Here is a 16012-nt window from a genome sequence, read left to right as displayed (position 1 = left end):
ATCAGGACACTGGCGGCTGGAACGTCAATCACCTCACATTCACCCCTCGACCGGCAGCGGCATAAGCCCGTCGGAATGGTACGAACTGATCAACCAGAACAACGGTTTGTGCGTGGATGCCACGAACTTCCGCACCGCCGAAGCCAACCCCCTCCAGCAGTACGCCTCCGTGGCCAGGCATTTCGCCCCGTCCAGCACATCTGAATCGGATACCTTCTCGTGGGCGTGGCCGCTGACCCGACCGCGCCGCCCAGCCAGACCTCGAAAAAAGGTACCTCTCTGACAACTCTTGGCGGACTCATGGTGAATGAATTCAATATCGGAGCGTCTTTCCGGGGGTGGATACATCGGGCGGACCGGTTCGGGCGCGGTCGGCTCAGCCCTCTGGCTCCACCCCGCCGCGCGTTCGCGTTCGGGGCAAGAACGAGAAGCCGTCTGCTCGCCGTCATGTGTGTGGTGTTGGCCGCCGGGCTGTCACTCGCGACGTCCTCCCGAGAGCCGGCGTCCGCGATGGGATCACACACTGCCGCGACGAGCGGCACTGCCGCGAGCGCATCGTGGACGGGTACCTGGTCAGCCTCCCCGCAGAGCGGCGGCGCATCCTTCAACCAGCAGACGCTGAGACAGATCGTGCACACCAGCATCGGAGGAACCTCCGCGCGCGTGGAACTGTCCAACGCCTTCGGCTCCCAACCGCTGGTGATCGCAGACGTGCACGTCGCGCTGCGCTCCTCTGGTGCCACGATCACCTCCGGCACCGACCGCACGGTCACCTTCGGCGGTCAGACCTCGACGACGATCCCGGCCGGCGGACTGGCCGTCAGCGACACGGTCGCCTTTACCGTCCCCGCACTCTCGGACGTCGCGATCAGCTTCTACCTGCCGCAAGCGACGGGTCCGTCGACGAATCACCAGCAAGGAGCCGTGACCAACTACATCGCGTCGGGTGACGTCAGCGGCAACACCAGCCTGCCGGGCGCGCAGACCACCGAGAGCTACTACTTCCTGGCGAACCTGGACGTGGTGAACTCCGCGGCGCAGGGGGCCATAGCGACGCTCGGGGCTTCCCTCACCAATGGCGTTGGGTCCTCGACGGACTCGAACCGGCGCTGGCCCAACGACCTGGCCGTTCGGCTGGCGAACTCCGGCCGCACCATCGGCGTGCTGAACCAGGGAATCAGCGGCAACCGGCTGCTGGTCGACGGTACGAGCCAGAGCGCCATACATCGATTCTCCCGGGACGTGCTCGCTCAGCCGGGAGTCGCGTGGGTGATCTTCTCTGACGATCCGCTCAACGACCTGGGCTCGTCCATTCCGCCGCCAAGCTCCAGCGAGCTCATCGCGGGCCTGCAGCAGCTCATCTCAAGTGCCCATCAGAACGGTATGAAGTTCCTCTGCTCCACCCTGACGCCCTATCAAGGTGCGGCCTACTGGACCCAGCAGGGCGAGACGGCGCGTGGCGCATTCAATGCTTTCGTGCGCGGCTCGGGCAGCGGCTGTGACGGCGTGGTCGATCAGGACGCGGCGACGCACGACCCGGCCGCCCCGACCCGGTTGCTGGCCGCCTACGACAGTGGCGACCATCTGCACCCGAACGAAGCAGGTCTGCAGGCGATCGCGAATGCGGTGAACCTGGATCTGTTCTCCGCGGCCACCACCCAGTGATCAGCCTTCGTGCCCACGCCGACGGCAACTACGTGACGGCGGAGGACGCAGGCGGGACGCCCGGCCGGCTGTGAGCGGACCCTGGAAGGACCGGTTCACGTGCCGGTCCTTTCAAGGGCGCGCACTGGGTGTGCTACCTCGCGGCACCGTGTGGCATCAGCGGGGTATCAAGAGTGTATGAGCGCGCAGCCTGGGATCACTCAGCGTGACCTGCGCAGCAGGTCCAAGGAGATCATGGCCTCGGTTCAGGGGCGGGCCTTGCCGAAGTACATGAGCTCCCACAGCGCGTCGTCGCTGTGCACGTCCACCAGCTTCTCGCCCTGGTAGTGCTCGATCCGGAGTTCGCCGGTGAAGCGCAGGTACGCGCCGTCGAAACCGACCAGTTTCGCGGCGGCCTTCTTCGGCCCCTTGAGCTGGTCGACGAACTTCTCGCTGGCGATGTCGAAGTGGCGGCTGAAGGTGACGACATAGCGTTCGTCGTCGGCTGTGTAGGTATAGCGGGTGACGTTGCCCACCGGCTTGCCGGTCTCGGTGTCGGTATAGCGTCCGAGCTCCTCGAAGGTGACCTTCGCGGCGTCGTCAGCGATGAGCTTCCCGTCGCGGGCCAGCATGAACACGGGCAGTTCGGTGTACCCGTAGTGCTCGTGTGCGGTGATGTACGAGGCGATCACCGAGTAGGGGCCCGCCGCGCCGCGCGCCCAGTACCAGTGGTGCATGAGGTCGACCATGGAGGCGTTGCCCCAGTTGTGGTCGTGGTAGCCGACGCCGCTGGTGGTGTGACTGTCGCCGCCGACGCTGTAGGTCGCCTCGACGTGCCCCTGGGGGACCGAGGGGAGCCAGGCGAAGTAGCGCTCGTCGTCGGCGCCGAAGAGCCAGTACCCGGTCTCCGGGCGCCAGGCGGGCACCTCTCCGGTGAGCGTGACCTCGACCGAGACCTCCTCGATACGGGCCTTGATGGTGTACGTGTGCAGGTCGCCGGCAAAGCTGTTCTCACCGATGCGCACATCGCAGGACGTGGATGACGCCGAGAAGGTCTTCGGGTCGAGTTCGGCGACCTTGGCCGTCGTGGTGCCGTCGGGCAGCGTCAGGTCGATACGAACCTGCGGAGCCAGCTGGGTGCCGAGGCCACTGACGGCGTCCTTCGTGTAGAAGACCACCACCAGCTTCGCTCCGTCCGCGAGGTGCGCGTCGAAGTACCACCACTCGAAGGATCCCGGCAGTCCGTCGGTGCGCATACCGTCCTCGAACGGTTTGATCGCGCGGGGTTCGATGCCCAGGCGCGCGTAGTCCTCGGGCCTGCCGGCCAGGCGGGTGGGCAGGACGCCGGAATTGGTACGGAACACAGGATCACCGAATCCTTGGGCGAGGGTGTCACCGTGGCAGAAATTGCCAGACGGACATTTACTTGTCCGAGTATGCATCCACCACTCGAATCGGACAAACGAGGCAAGCAGTGACCAAGCCGAAGCTCTCCAGGAGGCGCGGCCGCCCCCACGCCGGCGACGAGCCCGACCAGTCCACGCTGCTCCAGGGCGCCTTGGAGGCGTTCGCCGAGAAGGGCTACGACGGGACTTCCGTACGCGAGCTGGCCCGGCGCCTCGACGTGAGCCACGCCCTGCTCACCGCGCGCTTCGGCTCCAAGGAGAAGTTGTGGTTCGCGGCGATGGAGCATGCGCTGGCCCACACCCGGCGCACCCTGCGCGCGATCGGCGATTCGGGTGACGTGGACGATCTGGAAGCACTGCGGCGCACCGTCGTCGAACTGGTGCTGTTCTCGGCCGCGTGCCCGCAGGTGGGACGGATCATGAACCACGAGGGCGCGACCGACAGCCCGCGCGTGCGGTTCGTCGTGGAGCATTTCCTCGATCCGCTGCGCCCGGGCATCGAGCGCCGGTTAGGCCGGCTCGTCGAGGCGGGGCGCATCCGCCCCGTGCCCTACACCACGCTGCACTACCTGGTGGGCCAGGGCGGCGGCGGACCCTTCACCAACCCCGTGGAGGCCAGGCTCCTCGGCGCACCCGAACATCCCGACCAGGAGACCGTCCGCCGCCACGCCGAAACCGTCGCCGACATCCTCATCGGTGGTCTGACCGCAGCCCACCCGGCCGCCGACCGGTAGAAGCCCGCGCACGCCTTCGTACGTCAGTCAGCCCCGCGCCCCTCGCCTCGCCGTGCGCGGGCGGTACTCGACGACGACCAGCGCCAACGACACGTAGCGCTCGACGAGTTCGTCCACATCCACCGGGCCGTCCGCCCGGTACCACTGGGCGATGGCGTTGCACATGGCGATCACGGCACGCCGGGCATCGTCGGGGTAGGGAGTGAGGAAGATCCCTTCGGCGACCCCGCGTTCGATGACCTCCCGGAACTGCTGCGAGGCACGCTCCTCGTTCTTGCGGTAGCGCTCGAGGTGCTCGGGCTCCAGGCTGCGCCCCTCGGTCAGGACGATGGTGCTCTGGACGGGATGGTCCGTACGGAACCGTACGCTCGCGGAGACAAGCGCCTCCAGACGTTCCGCCGGGTCGTCCCCGACGCCCGCCAGGGCTGCGTCACAAGCGTCGAAGTAGGCATCGAGCCCCTCGTCGAGGATGGCGACGAGCAGCTCCTGCTTGCCCTTGTAGTAGTAGTACAGAGCGGAGAGGCTCACTCCGGCCCGTTGGGCGATGTCGCGGATCGACGTCGCCCCGTACCCCTGCTCGGAGAACTCCTGGCGAGCTGCCCCGATGATGGCTCTCTGGCCTGCGGGTCGAGCGGGCACGGTTTCTCCAATCTCCGTCACGGTCCCGGCTCCGGAAACTGACCGATCATTCGAACAGTGGCGCCGATTCCTCCGATGCTACAGCCGCACGATCAGCGGCAAATACACCCACGATGGATCCAATACCCCCGCGCCACGCCGCCATACGCCGATGTCGGTCCGCCCTGCCGAGGCACGAGGACGGTGTCCTGCATCGCCAAGTCCCTTGTGGGCTCATCCTCACTTAGCTAACGTTCGTTCAAATCCACTCGACCTCGTACGGTCCGCCCTGCGCGCCGACGGCGTGACCCCAACACACGGAAGGTGCACCGTGAGCGAACAGCACAGTGAACCGAGCACACCGGACCCCTACGAGCAGATCACGTACGCCGTCACGGACCGCGTCGCCACCGTCACTCTCAACCGGCCCGAGGCACGCAACGGCTACACCCTGCGGATGGCCGAGGAAATCGCTTCCGCGCTGTGCGCCGCCGAGGCCGACCCGGCTGTACGCGTGGTCGTACTGACGGGTGCGGGACGGAACTTCTGCGTCGGCGCGGACCTTGCGGCAGGCGAGGGTGCAGAGGGAAAGGAGCGGAGCTTCTCGACAAGCGACGACGAGCGGACGCTCGCCGAGGTCGCGGCGGGCACGTACCAGGAGCCCGCGGGGCTCGTGACCCGGGTGCTGTACGCGATGAACAAGCCGGTGATCGCGGCGGTGCGTGGCGCGGCCGTAGGTGTCGGCTCGACGATGCTGCTGCCCGCCGACTACCGGCTTGCCTCCGTCGACTGCAAGTTCGGCTTCCCCTTCAGCCGTCGCGGCATCGTGCCGGAGGGTGCGTCGGTGTGGTTCCTGCCGAGGCTGGTGGGCACGGGCCCGGCCTTGGACTGGCTTGTGTCGGGGCGGATCGTCGCGGCGGACGAGGCATTGCGGACAGGCCTCGTCAACAGCCTGCACGACCCCGACAAGGTCCTCGACGCTGCGTACGACCTCGCCGCCGAGCTGGTCGCGCACACCGCCCCGGTGTCCGTCGCGCTCATCCGGCAGATGGTGTACCGCATGGCGTGGGCCGATTCCCCCGAGGAGACCCACCGGCTCGACTCCCGGCTGGTCTTCGACACACTGCGCGGGCCGGACGCGCTGGAGGGCGTGCAGTCGTTCTTCGAGCGGCGGGAGCCGAATTTCCCCGGGCGAGTGCCGGAGGACCTGCCGGACTACCTGCCCTGGCGAGGGGGCGAGCAGGCGCGCGGCTGAGGGGGCCGGCCGCTCCCCGCGTGCGCGACGGCTGCCCGGTACGGGTCGGCGTCGGCCCGGAATCCGCCGCGCGGGGCGGCCCGGGCCGGGTCGACCGCCGTCAGCGCGTACCTGAACCCCCGCCCGACAGGCCTTCCTTCAGCACGTGCTTGAGGACCTTGCCGCTGGGGTTGCGCGGCAGTTCGTCCACGAAGTGGATGATGCGGGGGCTCTTGTACGACGCGATCCTGGCCCGGGTGAAGTCGATCAGCTCGTCCTCGCCGGTGTCACCGGCGCCGGCGTTCAGGACGATCGCGGCGGTGACCGCTTCGCCCCACTGCTCGTCGGGCGTGCCGAAGACGGCGACGTCGCAGACGGCCGGGTGCTCGGCGAGCGCCGACTCCACCTCGATGGGGTACACGTTCTCACCGCCGGTGATCACCATGTCCTTGATCCGGTCGGTGATGAACAGATAGCCCTCCTCGTCGAGGTACCCGGCGTCCCCGGTGCGCAGCCAGCCCTCCTGCGTGAACAGCTTCTCGTTCTCGTCGGGCCGCTGCCAGTAGCCGGGGGTGACGTGGTGGGAGCGGGTCAGGATCTCCCCCACCGTGCCCGCCGGGACCGGCTTGCCCGTGACCAGGTCGGCGATGGCGAGATCGGTGTCGGGGCAGGCGTTGCCGGCCGAGCGCAGGAGATGCGCGCGCGGACCGTCGGGGTCGTGGTCGGCGGGCAGCAACCGGGTGACGGAGCCGGTCGTCTCCGTCTGCCCGTACCTCTGACAGAAGTCGCAGCCGAAGATCTCCATGGAACGGCGCAGCAGCGCAGGCGTGATGGGCGAGGCGCCGTACACGATCAACTGCAGTGCCGAGAGGTCCCGTTCGCGGATGCCGGGCACCTGTATGAGCAGTTGCAGCACGGCGGGGACGAACAGGACGTGCGTGACGCGTTCGCTCTCCAGCACGTCGACGACCTGCTGGGGGACCAGTTCGGGCAGCGTCACGGTATGGGCGCCGGCGCTGAGCGCGGCGGTCAACCAGCCGGTCCCCGCGACGTGGAAGACGGGCAGCACGTTCAGTGAGACGCTCTCCTCGCTCCAGCCCACCTCTGCGGTCTCGCGCTCCCCGGCGTACATGTTCGACAGGGTCATCTGGACGCCCTTGGGCAGACCGGTGGTCCCCGAGGTGTAGAGCTGCAGGAAGACCGTGTCCGCGTCGGCCTGGCCGCCTCGCCCAGGGTCGTCGGCGGGTGCGGCGTCCAGCCAGGGCTCGTACGCATACTCACCGGGTCCGGCTTTCCCGGTGGTGACCAGCGGCAGTTCCGGCATCGCGGCACGCGCGCCGGTCTCGAACTCCTCCTGCGTGATGACCATTTTGAGCTCCGCGTCGCGCGCGACAGCGACGAGCTCGGGTTCGGCCAGGCGCCAGTTCAGCGGGGTCGCGACCAGCCCGGCCTTGGCGCAGGCAAGCAGCAGTTCCGCCGACATCCGGCCCGGGCGCACCAGGAAGCCCACCCGCGACCCGGTCTGCAGACCGGCGGCGAGCAGGGCTTGGGCGATCTTGTTGCTGCGTGCGTCCAGTGACGCGTAGGACAGGGTCTGCCCGGCTTCGGTGACGGCCGGTGCGTCCGGGCGCAGCACCGCGTGGCGGCGAACAGAATCGGGCAGGAACGGGCCCATGAGATCCCTCCAACATCCATCTTCGGCAAGGGGCTTGAGGTGGGGAGGTGCTGGGTGCGGTGCCGGACGTACGCGGCAGCGGACACCGGGTGGCGGCTCAGGACGGACACCGTGCTCAGGACCTGGCAGCGGTAGCGCCGCACGGACGCATGCCTGGCTGGGGCCGTCCCTGACCCGCCGACATGACCCGCCGACATGACCCGCAGTCATGACCCGCAGCCACGAACAAACGGTCATGAACAAACGGTCATCCGTGATGACGGGAACGAGAATCGTCCGCGGGGTTCCCCCTGTCAATGGGTTGAACGAACGTTCTGGATAAGTCAGGTGGGATGAGAGGGAATCTGCAGTCCCGCCGTACGGCTCCCGAGCAGGGCGGGCGCTCTTCCGTAGCTGCTCCGATTACCTGGTGAGGGGCATCAGTCGCTCCTCGACGACAGCTTCCGACCCCTCGTCGTCCCGGATCGCCACCCACCTCCCACTCGAACGATCGATAAGTTATATTCGCTGAATCAATGCGCGGGTCTTCGCCCTGGCGGGGCGCCGGCCTGCGGATGCGACGTGTGAGGAGCCGGCCATCATCAGCGATTTCACTTGGGGAACGGGCACCGGGCTCGATCGGATCCGTGCCCTCGCCGACTCTCCTCCCCACCCCCTCCACGCCCATCTCGGCCTGCGGTTCTCCGAGGTGGAGAAGGGGCAGGTCGAGCTCGTCTGGACACCGTCCGACGCGGTGCGCAACCCCGCGGGAGTCGTGCACGGCGGCTACATCGCCGCCGCCTTCGACGAGGTGTGCGGTGTCACGGCCATCAGCCTCAGCAACCCGGCGACTCCGTACCTCACGATGAGTCTGAACGTGGACTACCTGCGGCCCCTGCTGGCGGGCGAGACCTACACGGCCGCCGGCTCCGTACAACAGAGCGGTGCCACACGCACTCTGGTCCGCGCGGAGATCACCGATGCGACGGGCCGGCTGTGCGCACAGGCGACCTGCGCGTTCACACCCAACCGGAAGCTCCTCGAACAGGCCTCGCGGGCGGGCGGCACCGAATGACGCCCGGGCGGCTCCTGTCACGGTGTGGGGCGGGCCCGACAGGGCCCGCCCTCGCGGAGGTGGATCAGAGCAGTTCGAGGATGGTCGCGTTGGCCATGCCGCCGCCCTCGCACATCGCCTGCAGGCCGTAGCGGATGCCGCTGTCCTTCATGTGGTGCACGAGGGTCGTCATCAGCCGGGCGCCGGAGGCTCCGAGCGGGTGGCCGAGGGCCATCGCACCGCCGTTGGGGTTCATCCGCTCGTAGTCGGCGCCGGTCTGCCGCTGCCAGCCGAGCGAGACCGAGGCGAACGCCTCGTTGATCTCGTACGCGCCGATGTCACCCATGGTCAGACCGGAGCGCTCGAGGACCTTCGCCGTCGCCGGGATCGGGCCCTTGAGCATCGTGATCGGGTCGACGCCCGTGACAACTCCCGTGTGAAAGCGGGCTATCGGTGTCCAGCCGTGGCGCGCGGCGACCTCGCTGGTGGTGATGAGCAGCGCGGCGGCACCGTCGGAGATCTGCGAGGCGTTGCCCGCGGAGATGACACCGTTCTCCTTGAACGGGGTCTTCAGGTTTCCCAGGGCTTCAAGGGTGCCGCCTCGGCGGACGCCCTCGTCCGTGTCGAGGACGCGTTCGACGCCGTCCGCCCCGGTGACGGTGACCGGGGTGATCTGCTCCTTGAAGCGGCCCTCGTCGATGGCGCGGGCGGCGCGGGCGTGCGAGTCGAGGGCGTGCCGGTCCAGTTCCGCGCGGCTGAGCCCGAACTCCTCGGCGATCATCTCGGCGCCGATGCCCTGGTCGAACCGGTAGTTGTCGTAGCGTTCGGCGACCAAGGGGCCGTACGGCTTGCCGAAGCGGCCGTCCGCGCCACTGGCGCCCATCGGTACCCGGGACATCATCTCGACGCCGCCGGCGACGGCGATGTCGTACTGCCCGGCGATGATGCCGGCTGCCGCCTGGTGCACGGCCTGCTGCGAGGAACCGCACTGGCGGTCGATGGTCAGGCCGGGCACGCTCTCCGGCCAGCCCGCGGCGAGGACCGCGTACCGGCCGACGCCTGCGGCCTGCTCGCCGGCCTGGGACACACAGCCCCAGATGACGTCGTCGACGGTGACCGGGGCGAGATCGTTGCGCTCGGCGAGGGCCTTGAGGACATGGGCGGACAGGTCCACGGGGTGGATGCCGGACAGGGCGCCACCCGGCTTGCCCTTGCCGACCGGGGTGCGAACGGCGTCGACGATGACTGCGTCACGCATCAGGGGAACTCCTGCTCGTACGAAGAGGCATGGCGAAGGTGAACACGGTGGGGCCTACTTCGGGGCCATGCGGATGGCGCCGTCCAGCCGGATGGTCTCGCCGTTCAGCATGGGGTTGGTGACGATCGCCTCGACGAGCTGCGCGTACTCGGCCGGCCGGCCCAGGCGGCTCGGGTGCGGGACCTGTGCGCCCAGCGAGTCACGGGCCGCCTGCGGCAGTTGGCCGAGCAGTGGGGTCTCGAACAGGCCCGGCGCAATGGTCGTCACGCGGATGTTCGCCTTCGCGAGGTCGCGGGCGATGGGCAGGGTCATGCCGACGATGGCGGCCTTCGAGGCGGAGTACGAGCACTGCCCGATCTGTCCGTCGAAGGCCGCCACGGACGCGGTGTTGACGATGACGCCTCGGTCGCCGTCATAGGGCTCGTTGCCGCTCATCTCCTGGGCGGCGAGGCGGATCACGTTGAACGTGCCGATCAGGTTCACCTCGACGATCTTGCGGAACTTGTCCAGGGGGTACGGGCCGTCCTTGCCGGCCGTGCGCTGGGCGTCGCCGATGCCCGCGCAGTTGACGGTGATGCGCAGCGGTCCGCGTGCGACGGCGGCAGCCACGGCGGCCGAGGCGTCTGCCTCGCTGGTGACGTCACCAGGGACGAAGGTCGCGCCGAGGTCCTTGGCGACGGCCTCGCCGTCCGAGGAGGGCAGGTCGAAGATGACGACGTGCGCACCGCGCGCCGCGAGGAGCTCGGCGGTTGCCCGGCCAAGGCCCGAGGCACCGCCGGTGATCAGGGCGGAGGAGGTGTTGTCGATCCGCATGAAATTCCCTCTCTTGAAGTCTGGGGTCTGGGGTCTGGGGTCTGCGAGTTGGCGGAGCCTCAGAGGCCGAGCGACTTGGCGATGACGATCTTCATGACTTCGCTGGTACCGCCGTAGATGCGCGAGACACGGGCGTCCGCGTACAGGCGGGCGATCGGGTACTCGGTGATGTAGCCGTAACCCCCATGCAGCTGGAGGCACTTGTCGATCACGCGGTCCGCGACCTCGGTGCAGAACAGCTTCGCCTTCGCGGCGTCCGCGATGGTGAGCTCACCGGCGTCGAGGAGGTCGAGCGCGCGGTCGGCGAACAGACGGGCCGCCTCGGTCTCGGTGACACACTCGGCGAGTACGAACTTGGTGTTCTGGAAGGAGGCGACGGGCCGGCCGAAGACCGTGCGGTCCCTGACGTAGGCGATGGCGTGCATGAGCGCGGCCTCGGCCGCGGCGGCGCTGCCCAGCGCGATGGTCAGGCGTTCCCGGGCGAGGTTGTGCGAGAGGTAGGAGAAGGCCTCGCCCTCCTCGCCGAGCAGGTTCTCGGCGGGCACCTTGACGTCGATGAACGAGAGTTCAGCGGTGTCGGTGGTCTTCAGCCCGATCTTGTCGAGCTTGCGGCCGACCGTGAAGCCCTCCGACGCGGTCTCCACGCACAGGATGGACAGCCCCGCCCGGCGGTCCTCGGGGTTGAACGGCGTGGTGCGTACGACGACCAGGATCAGATCGGCGAGGACACCGCCGGTGATGAAGGTCTTGGCGCCGTTGAGGAGGTAGTGCTTCCCGTCCGCCGACAGCGTGGCGCGGGTACTGATGTTCGCGAGGTCGGAGCCGGTACTCGGCTCGGTCATCGCGATGGCGGTCATGATGTCGCCGCTCACGAAGCCGGGCAGCCAGCGCTTCTTCTGCTCCTCGGTGGCGTACGCCATCAGGTACGGAAGGATCAGATGGGCGTGTACCGAGTAGCTGCCGAACGAGACGCCGGCGCGGGTCAACTCCTCTGTCACCACCGCGTGATACTTGAAACTGCTCTCTCCCGCGCCGCCGAACTCCTGCGGCACCTCGATACCGAGCACGCCGAGCTCGCCGAGCTTTCGGTAGAAGTCGCGCGGCGGGTGCCCTTCCTTCTCCCACTCATGATGGACGGGCACGACTTCCTTCTCGATGAAGTCGCGAAGCGTCGCGCGGAATGCCTCGTGATCGTCGTTGAACACCGTACGGCGCACGGCAGCCTCTTCTCGTTCTTGCCTCGTTCTGCTCGGCCGGTGTGGCCTACATCGCAGATATCTTGTCGAACGATCGTTAAGGTAATCCGCAGCGCAGGACCTGTCCACGTCCCGGACAGGTGACCTGCTTCACGCGGGCCCGTCGACGGCCCGCCGCCGAAAGGACCTCCTTCCCATGACCGGAGCACAGTCCCGCCTTGCCGGGCGCACCATGCTGATGTCGGGCGGCAGCCGCGGCATCGGGCTGGCCATCGCCCTGCGTGCCGCCCGGGACGGCGCGAACATCGCTCTGCTCGCCAAGACCGACACACCCGACCCCAGACTGCCCGGCACCGTGCACACGGCTGCCGCGGAGATCGAGGCGGCCGGGGGCAAGGCCCTGGGGATCGTCGGAGACGTACGCGAGGCGGAGGATGTGCGCCGCGCCGTACAAGCCACCGTCGAACGCTTCGGCGGCATAGACGTGGTCCTCAACAACGCGTCCGCCATCGCGCTGCTCAGTTCCGGCGAACTACCGCTCAAACGCTACGACTTGATGATGGACATCAACGTCCGCGGCACCTTCCTGCTCAGCTCCCTCGCCCTGCCCCACCTCCGCGAGTCCTCGCACGCGCAGATCCTCACCCTGTCGCCGCCGCTCAACCCGGACCGGCGCTGGCTGCGTGACCATGCGCCGTACACCGTCAGCAAGTACGGCATGACCATGCTGACCCTGGGTATCGCGGAACAGCACCGGGGCAGCGCCCTCTCCGCCAACTGCCTGTGGCCGGCCACCACGATCGTCACCGCCGCGACCCTCAACATGGGCGGCGGGGAGGACACCGTCAACTGCAGCCGCACGCCGGGCATCATGGCGGACGCCGCGTACGAGATCCTCAGCCGTCCCGCGGGACAGACGACCGGGCAGACGTTCGTCGACGAGGAGGTGCTGCGCGAGTCCGGCGTCGCCGGGTTCGACGGATACCGGGCGAACCCGGCGAGCACGGAACCGCTGCACAGGGACCTCTTTCTCTGATCGACGAGGCCTTTCTCCGACCGACGCGCGGGTGGCCGGGCCACTCGGCGCGGCCGGGAAGCCGGGAAGCCGAGCAGGCCGAGCAGGCCGGGAAGCCGGGAGGCCGGGAGCCGGGAGGCCGAGCAACCGGGCAACCGGGAGGCCGAGCAGGCGGCGGCCGGCAAACGGCGGCTGGGCCACTCCGCGCGGAGATGCCGTAAAGGCGGCCGGTTCCCGAGGTCCGGCCGCCCTTACGGCATGTGAGGCGCGGTCAGGTGCCGCAGCCACCGAGCCTCAGCGGCCGGTCCAGCGCGGCGCGCGCTTCTCCGCGAAGGCACGGGGCCCTTCCTTGGCGTCCTCTGAGGCGAAGACGGGCCGCGTGATCTCCCGCATCCGCTCCCAGGCCTGGTCGGCGGGCCAGTTCGGCGCCTCGGCCATGATCTGCTTGGTCGCCCGCACGGCGAGCGGCCCGTTCGCGGCGATGGCCCGAGCCAGCGCCAGGGCGCCTTCCAGTGCGCCGCCCTTCTCCGTGACGCGGTTGACGAGGCCGTAGGTGTGGGCACGCCGAGCGTCGAGGAAGTCACCGGTGAGGGCCAGCTCCAGGGCCACCGCACTCGGGATGCGCTGCGGAAGCCGGAGCAGGCCGCCGGCCGCCGCCACGAGGCCGCGCTTGACCTCGGGGATGCCGAATCGGGCATCGTGAGCGGCGACGACCATGTCGCAGGCCAGCATGATCTCGCAGCCGCCCGCGAGTGCGTAGCCCTCCACCGCCGCGATCATCGGCTTGCGCGGCGGGGCCTCGGTCATCCCGGCGAGACCCCGGCCCTCGATCGACGGATCCTCGCCCGCGAGAAATGCCTTGAGGTCCATCCCCGAGCAGAAGGAGCCGCCCGCGCCCGTGATGACGCCGACGACCTGGTCGTCCCTGCGGTCCAGTTCGTCGAGGGCCGCCGCGACGCCCTCGGCCACCGCGCGGTTGATGGCATTGCGCGCCTCGGGACGGTTGATGGTGATGACGGTCGTACCGTCCTCACGGAATTCGGCGAGTACTGCGTCGGCCATGTCGGACTCCCGGCTCTGGAGGGTGTGTTGCCGATGACGTGACGGTGGCCGACCACACGGGTCCGCCGACCGGTCATCGCGATCGAACATTCGTTAAGCTATGAGGAGCGGTCGCTTCCTGTCCAGCCTCCGCGATCCTCAGCCGCACACTCCAGGCACCGGTGGTACGGCGGTCGACCGTGCGGGGATCCGGTCTTGAACGCGCCCGATCGCGCGGCTCAGTGCGGAGGTTCGGTCCGTGATCCGGGACGACCGAGCAGTCCGTTCAGGGCCAGGCGCGCCAAGTCCTCGGCGATGGCGGCCAATTCCGCCTCATCGGGGTGCGGCGGCCATCCGAGTCGCTCCACCATGGGGCGACGCGTCAGTGCGGCGGCGGGTCCGATCACGGCCGAATACAGCAGGTACATCGGAATGTCGGGGAGCCGGCCCGCCGCAACCATGCGCCGCACGCTGGGCTCGATGCTGGAGATGAGCGGAGCGACGTACCGCTCGAAAACGTAGTCCAGGCGTTCGCTGCGGAGGTGCGACTCCTCAAGCATGAGCTGGTTGAGCTGGGGCATGCGGACGGCCACCTGGTAGAAGCGGCGGACGATCGCGGTCAGCCGCTCCTCGTCGTCGTCGCTCGATTCCAGCGCCGCCGTGAGGACGCCGGTCGCTCCTTCGAGTGCATAGTCCGCGACCGCGCGCCAGAACGCCTGCTTGGAGCCGTAGCGGTCATTGATGAAGTTGTGGCTGACATCGAGCCTGTTCGCGAGTTCCCGCATGGACGCACCGTCGTAGCCGAGTTCCACGAAGGCCTCAAGCCCCTGCCGCAGGATCTGATCCCCAGAGGGCGGCACAGGCCCGGAGGCGGAAGGGCGACCCGGCCCACGAGTCTGCCGAACCGTCATGCCGTACTCCTTCGAATGCTCGCGCGGCCCTGGTGCGACGCGCATCCGAGTCTAGACGTAGCCCTGAATCCTCCCGGTCAAATACTTGACGCCTGTCAGATTACGAATAACCTGACGGGTGTCAGATATTGTCGTCGGTCAAGGGGGCATCCTCAGATGAGGAACGAAGAAGCCGGGTCCGGGTCCGTGACATGTCACGACGGCCGCCGATGGCCCACCGAGCGCGCCGGCCGTGCCGCGATCGTCACCCAGTTCGGGCAGGGGCGCGCCGACCTGGTGGGCTGGGCGCTCACCACAGGCGACCCGCTGGCCGACGCCGTCGTCGAAGAGATGCACGCGCACGGCCGGCCGGTGCGTGCGGCGCTGCAGAAGGGCCTCACCTCCGGGCTGGCCTCGTTGACCGATCCCCCGCCCGCGGTCGCCGCCCTGCTGGCGCAGTGCGAGACCCTGCCCGGCTACGTCGACGACGAGTTGCTGGATCGCGGGTCGCTGCCGTTCTTCAGCGCGCCGGCACCCGCGCACGCGATCTCGCTCAGCGCCGGGGCGCTCGTCCGCATCTACGAATCACCCTCGATAGCCAAGGTCCTGGCCATCACGGGCCAGTTGCTCGACGGCGTCCCGCGCCGCCTGCAGGAGACCGGCAAGTGGGTGGTCACCGCGATGCTGCCCGGATCGCTGCGGCGGGGCGAGCCCGGCTACGTGGCCACCGTGCAGGTGCGCATGCTGCACGCGCACATGCGACGGGTGGCGCTCAGCAAGGGCTACGACCCCGATGTGTACGGTGCGCCGATCAACCAGGTCGACCTGGCCCGCACCTGGATGGACTTCACCCTCACCTCCTACCGCGCCGAGGCAAGGATGGGCTGGGCCCGGACGTCCGCCGAGACCGCCTCGCTGTACCGGTACTGGTGGTACATCGCCCACCTGCTGGGCATCGACGCCGCCCTGGTCCAGGGCATCACCTCTCACCTGGCCGCCGAACGGGTCGACGAACTGCTGCAGGCCGTCACAGGACCGGCCATCCCGGAATCGTCCCGGCTCGCCTCCGCCACTCTGGAGGCGATCGCCGATGACCTGCGGCGCCTTGCCCGCATCCCGACCCGTGTGGGGTTGCCGGTGCTGTACGCGCTCACCCGCCGTTTCCATGGCCGCGTGGCCGCGGACGAGCTGTGTCTGCCACGGACTGCGGCGGCCGATGCCGCGCTCGGCCCCGTCATCCGCGTCATCGGCCGGCGCCGGGGCCGTCTGCGCCGCAGGCCCGCCGCATGGCACCACCGGCAGGAACGAGCGCTGGCGTCAGCCAGGGAGGCGGTCGGCCGGCCCGCCGAACCGACGGCTTACCAGGACCAGGGACCGGAGCCGGCCCTCGGCTCGGGGGCGTGACCAGGAACTACCGGCAGCAACCCACCTTCGCCGAGCGGATCCACGCAGACG

The 16012-nt window shown here is 68.8% G+C and carries 14 protein-coding genes; 6 read left to right on the top strand and 8 right to left on the bottom strand.

Going from position 1 to position 16012, the window contains the following annotated elements:
- Positions 1 to 663 precede the first annotated feature (663 nt).
- Entirely contained in the window at positions 664 to 1665 is a 1002-nt protein-coding gene (locus ACFYPC_RS04815; RefSeq protein ID WP_388670774.1) for a GDSL-type esterase/lipase family protein, read from the top strand.
- Between the two features lie 245 nt (positions 1666 to 1910).
- Here ACFYPC_RS04815 and ACFYPC_RS04810 read toward each other — a convergent pair whose 3' ends face one another.
- A complete protein-coding gene (locus ACFYPC_RS04810; RefSeq protein ID WP_388670771.1) occupies positions 1911 to 3008 on the bottom strand; it encodes a hydroxyneurosporene dehydrogenase in 1098 nt (365 codons plus the stop codon).
- Between the two features lie 110 nt (positions 3009 to 3118).
- On the opposite strand from ACFYPC_RS04810, the gene ACFYPC_RS04805 reads away from it, so the two are divergent.
- Positions 3119 to 3784 (top strand): TetR/AcrR family transcriptional regulator, encoded by a 666-nt coding sequence (locus tag ACFYPC_RS04805; protein ID WP_388670768.1) that lies wholly within the window; start codon positions 3119 to 3121, stop codon positions 3782 to 3784.
- Positions 3785 to 3811: 27 nt separating this feature from the next.
- On the opposite strand, the gene ACFYPC_RS04800 is transcribed toward ACFYPC_RS04805, so the two are convergent.
- Positions 3812 to 4423 (bottom strand): TetR/AcrR family transcriptional regulator, encoded by a 612-nt coding sequence (locus tag ACFYPC_RS04800; RefSeq protein WP_388670765.1) that lies wholly within the window; start codon positions 4421 to 4423, stop codon positions 3812 to 3814.
- Positions 4424 to 4733: 310 nt separating this feature from the next.
- Between ACFYPC_RS04800 and ACFYPC_RS04795 the strand changes: the two genes are divergently transcribed.
- A complete protein-coding gene (locus ACFYPC_RS04795) occupies positions 4734 to 5657 on the top strand; it encodes an enoyl-CoA hydratase-related protein (protein WP_388670762.1) in 924 nt (307 codons plus the stop codon).
- A 100-nt stretch (positions 5658 to 5757) separates the two neighbouring features.
- Here the strand turns inward: ACFYPC_RS04795 and ACFYPC_RS04790 are convergent, their stop codons facing one another.
- Positions 5758 to 7311 carry a long-chain-fatty-acid--CoA ligase gene (locus ACFYPC_RS04790; protein WP_388670759.1) on the bottom strand — a complete coding sequence of 518 codons (1554 nt, stop codon included), beginning with the start codon at positions 7309 to 7311 and terminating at the stop codon, positions 5758 to 5760.
- Positions 7312 to 7822: 511 nt separating this feature from the next.
- Between ACFYPC_RS04790 and ACFYPC_RS04785 the strand changes: the two genes are divergently transcribed.
- Complete coding sequence (locus ACFYPC_RS04785; protein WP_388671999.1) at positions 7823 to 8365, top strand: PaaI family thioesterase; 543 nt, start codon at positions 7823 to 7825, stop codon at positions 8363 to 8365.
- Between the two features lie 64 nt (positions 8366 to 8429).
- On the opposite strand, the gene ACFYPC_RS04780 is transcribed toward ACFYPC_RS04785, so the two are convergent.
- Genes ACFYPC_RS04780 through ACFYPC_RS04770 form a run of 3 tightly spaced genes read right to left on the bottom strand, consistent with a single transcriptional unit; the run spans position 8430 to position 11632 of the window.
- Positions 8430 to 9602, bottom strand: coding sequence for a thiolase family protein (locus tag ACFYPC_RS04780; protein ID WP_388670756.1), 1173 nt, complete (start codon positions 9600 to 9602; stop codon positions 8430 to 8432).
- Positions 9603 to 9656: 54 nt separating this feature from the next.
- Positions 9657 to 10415 (bottom strand): 3-hydroxyacyl-CoA dehydrogenase, encoded by a 759-nt coding sequence (locus tag ACFYPC_RS04775; protein ID WP_388670753.1) that lies wholly within the window; start codon positions 10413 to 10415, stop codon positions 9657 to 9659.
- Between the two features lie 59 nt (positions 10416 to 10474).
- Complete coding sequence (locus tag ACFYPC_RS04770; RefSeq protein ID WP_388670750.1) at positions 10475 to 11632, bottom strand: acyl-CoA dehydrogenase family protein; 1158 nt, start codon at positions 11630 to 11632, stop codon at positions 10475 to 10477.
- A 175-nt stretch (positions 11633 to 11807) separates the two neighbouring features.
- On the opposite strand from ACFYPC_RS04770, the gene ACFYPC_RS04765 reads away from it, so the two are divergent.
- On the top strand, positions 11808 to 12647 hold the full coding sequence (locus tag ACFYPC_RS04765; protein ID WP_388670746.1) for an SDR family oxidoreductase: 840 nt from the start codon (positions 11808 to 11810) through the stop codon (positions 12645 to 12647).
- 273 nt (positions 12648 to 12920) lie between these two features.
- Here ACFYPC_RS04765 and ACFYPC_RS04760 read toward each other — a convergent pair whose 3' ends face one another.
- Both ACFYPC_RS04760 and ACFYPC_RS04755 read right to left on the bottom strand, forming a co-directional pair.
- Positions 12921 to 13688 carry a crotonase/enoyl-CoA hydratase family protein gene (locus ACFYPC_RS04760; protein ID WP_388670743.1) on the bottom strand — a complete coding sequence of 256 codons (768 nt, stop codon included), beginning with the start codon at positions 13686 to 13688 and terminating at the stop codon, positions 12921 to 12923.
- A gap of 218 nt (positions 13689 to 13906) precedes the next feature.
- Positions 13907 to 14578 carry a TetR/AcrR family transcriptional regulator gene (locus tag ACFYPC_RS04755; RefSeq protein WP_388670740.1) on the bottom strand — a complete coding sequence of 224 codons (672 nt, stop codon included), beginning with the start codon at positions 14576 to 14578 and terminating at the stop codon, positions 13907 to 13909.
- A 156-nt stretch (positions 14579 to 14734) separates the two neighbouring features.
- Here ACFYPC_RS04755 and ACFYPC_RS04750 point away from each other — a divergent pair, with 156 nt between their 5' ends.
- A complete protein-coding gene (locus ACFYPC_RS04750; RefSeq protein ID WP_388670737.1) occupies positions 14735 to 15961 on the top strand; it encodes an oxygenase MpaB family protein in 1227 nt (408 codons plus the stop codon).
- Positions 15962 to 16012 lie beyond the last annotated feature (51 nt).

The organism is Streptomyces sp. NPDC005808 (genome assembly GCF_042871385.1).
GTDB lineage: Bacteria > Actinomycetota > Actinomycetes > Streptomycetales > Streptomycetaceae > Streptomyces.
Note: the sequence above shows the minus strand (reverse complement) of the source record. Positions and strands in the feature narration are given on the sequence as shown.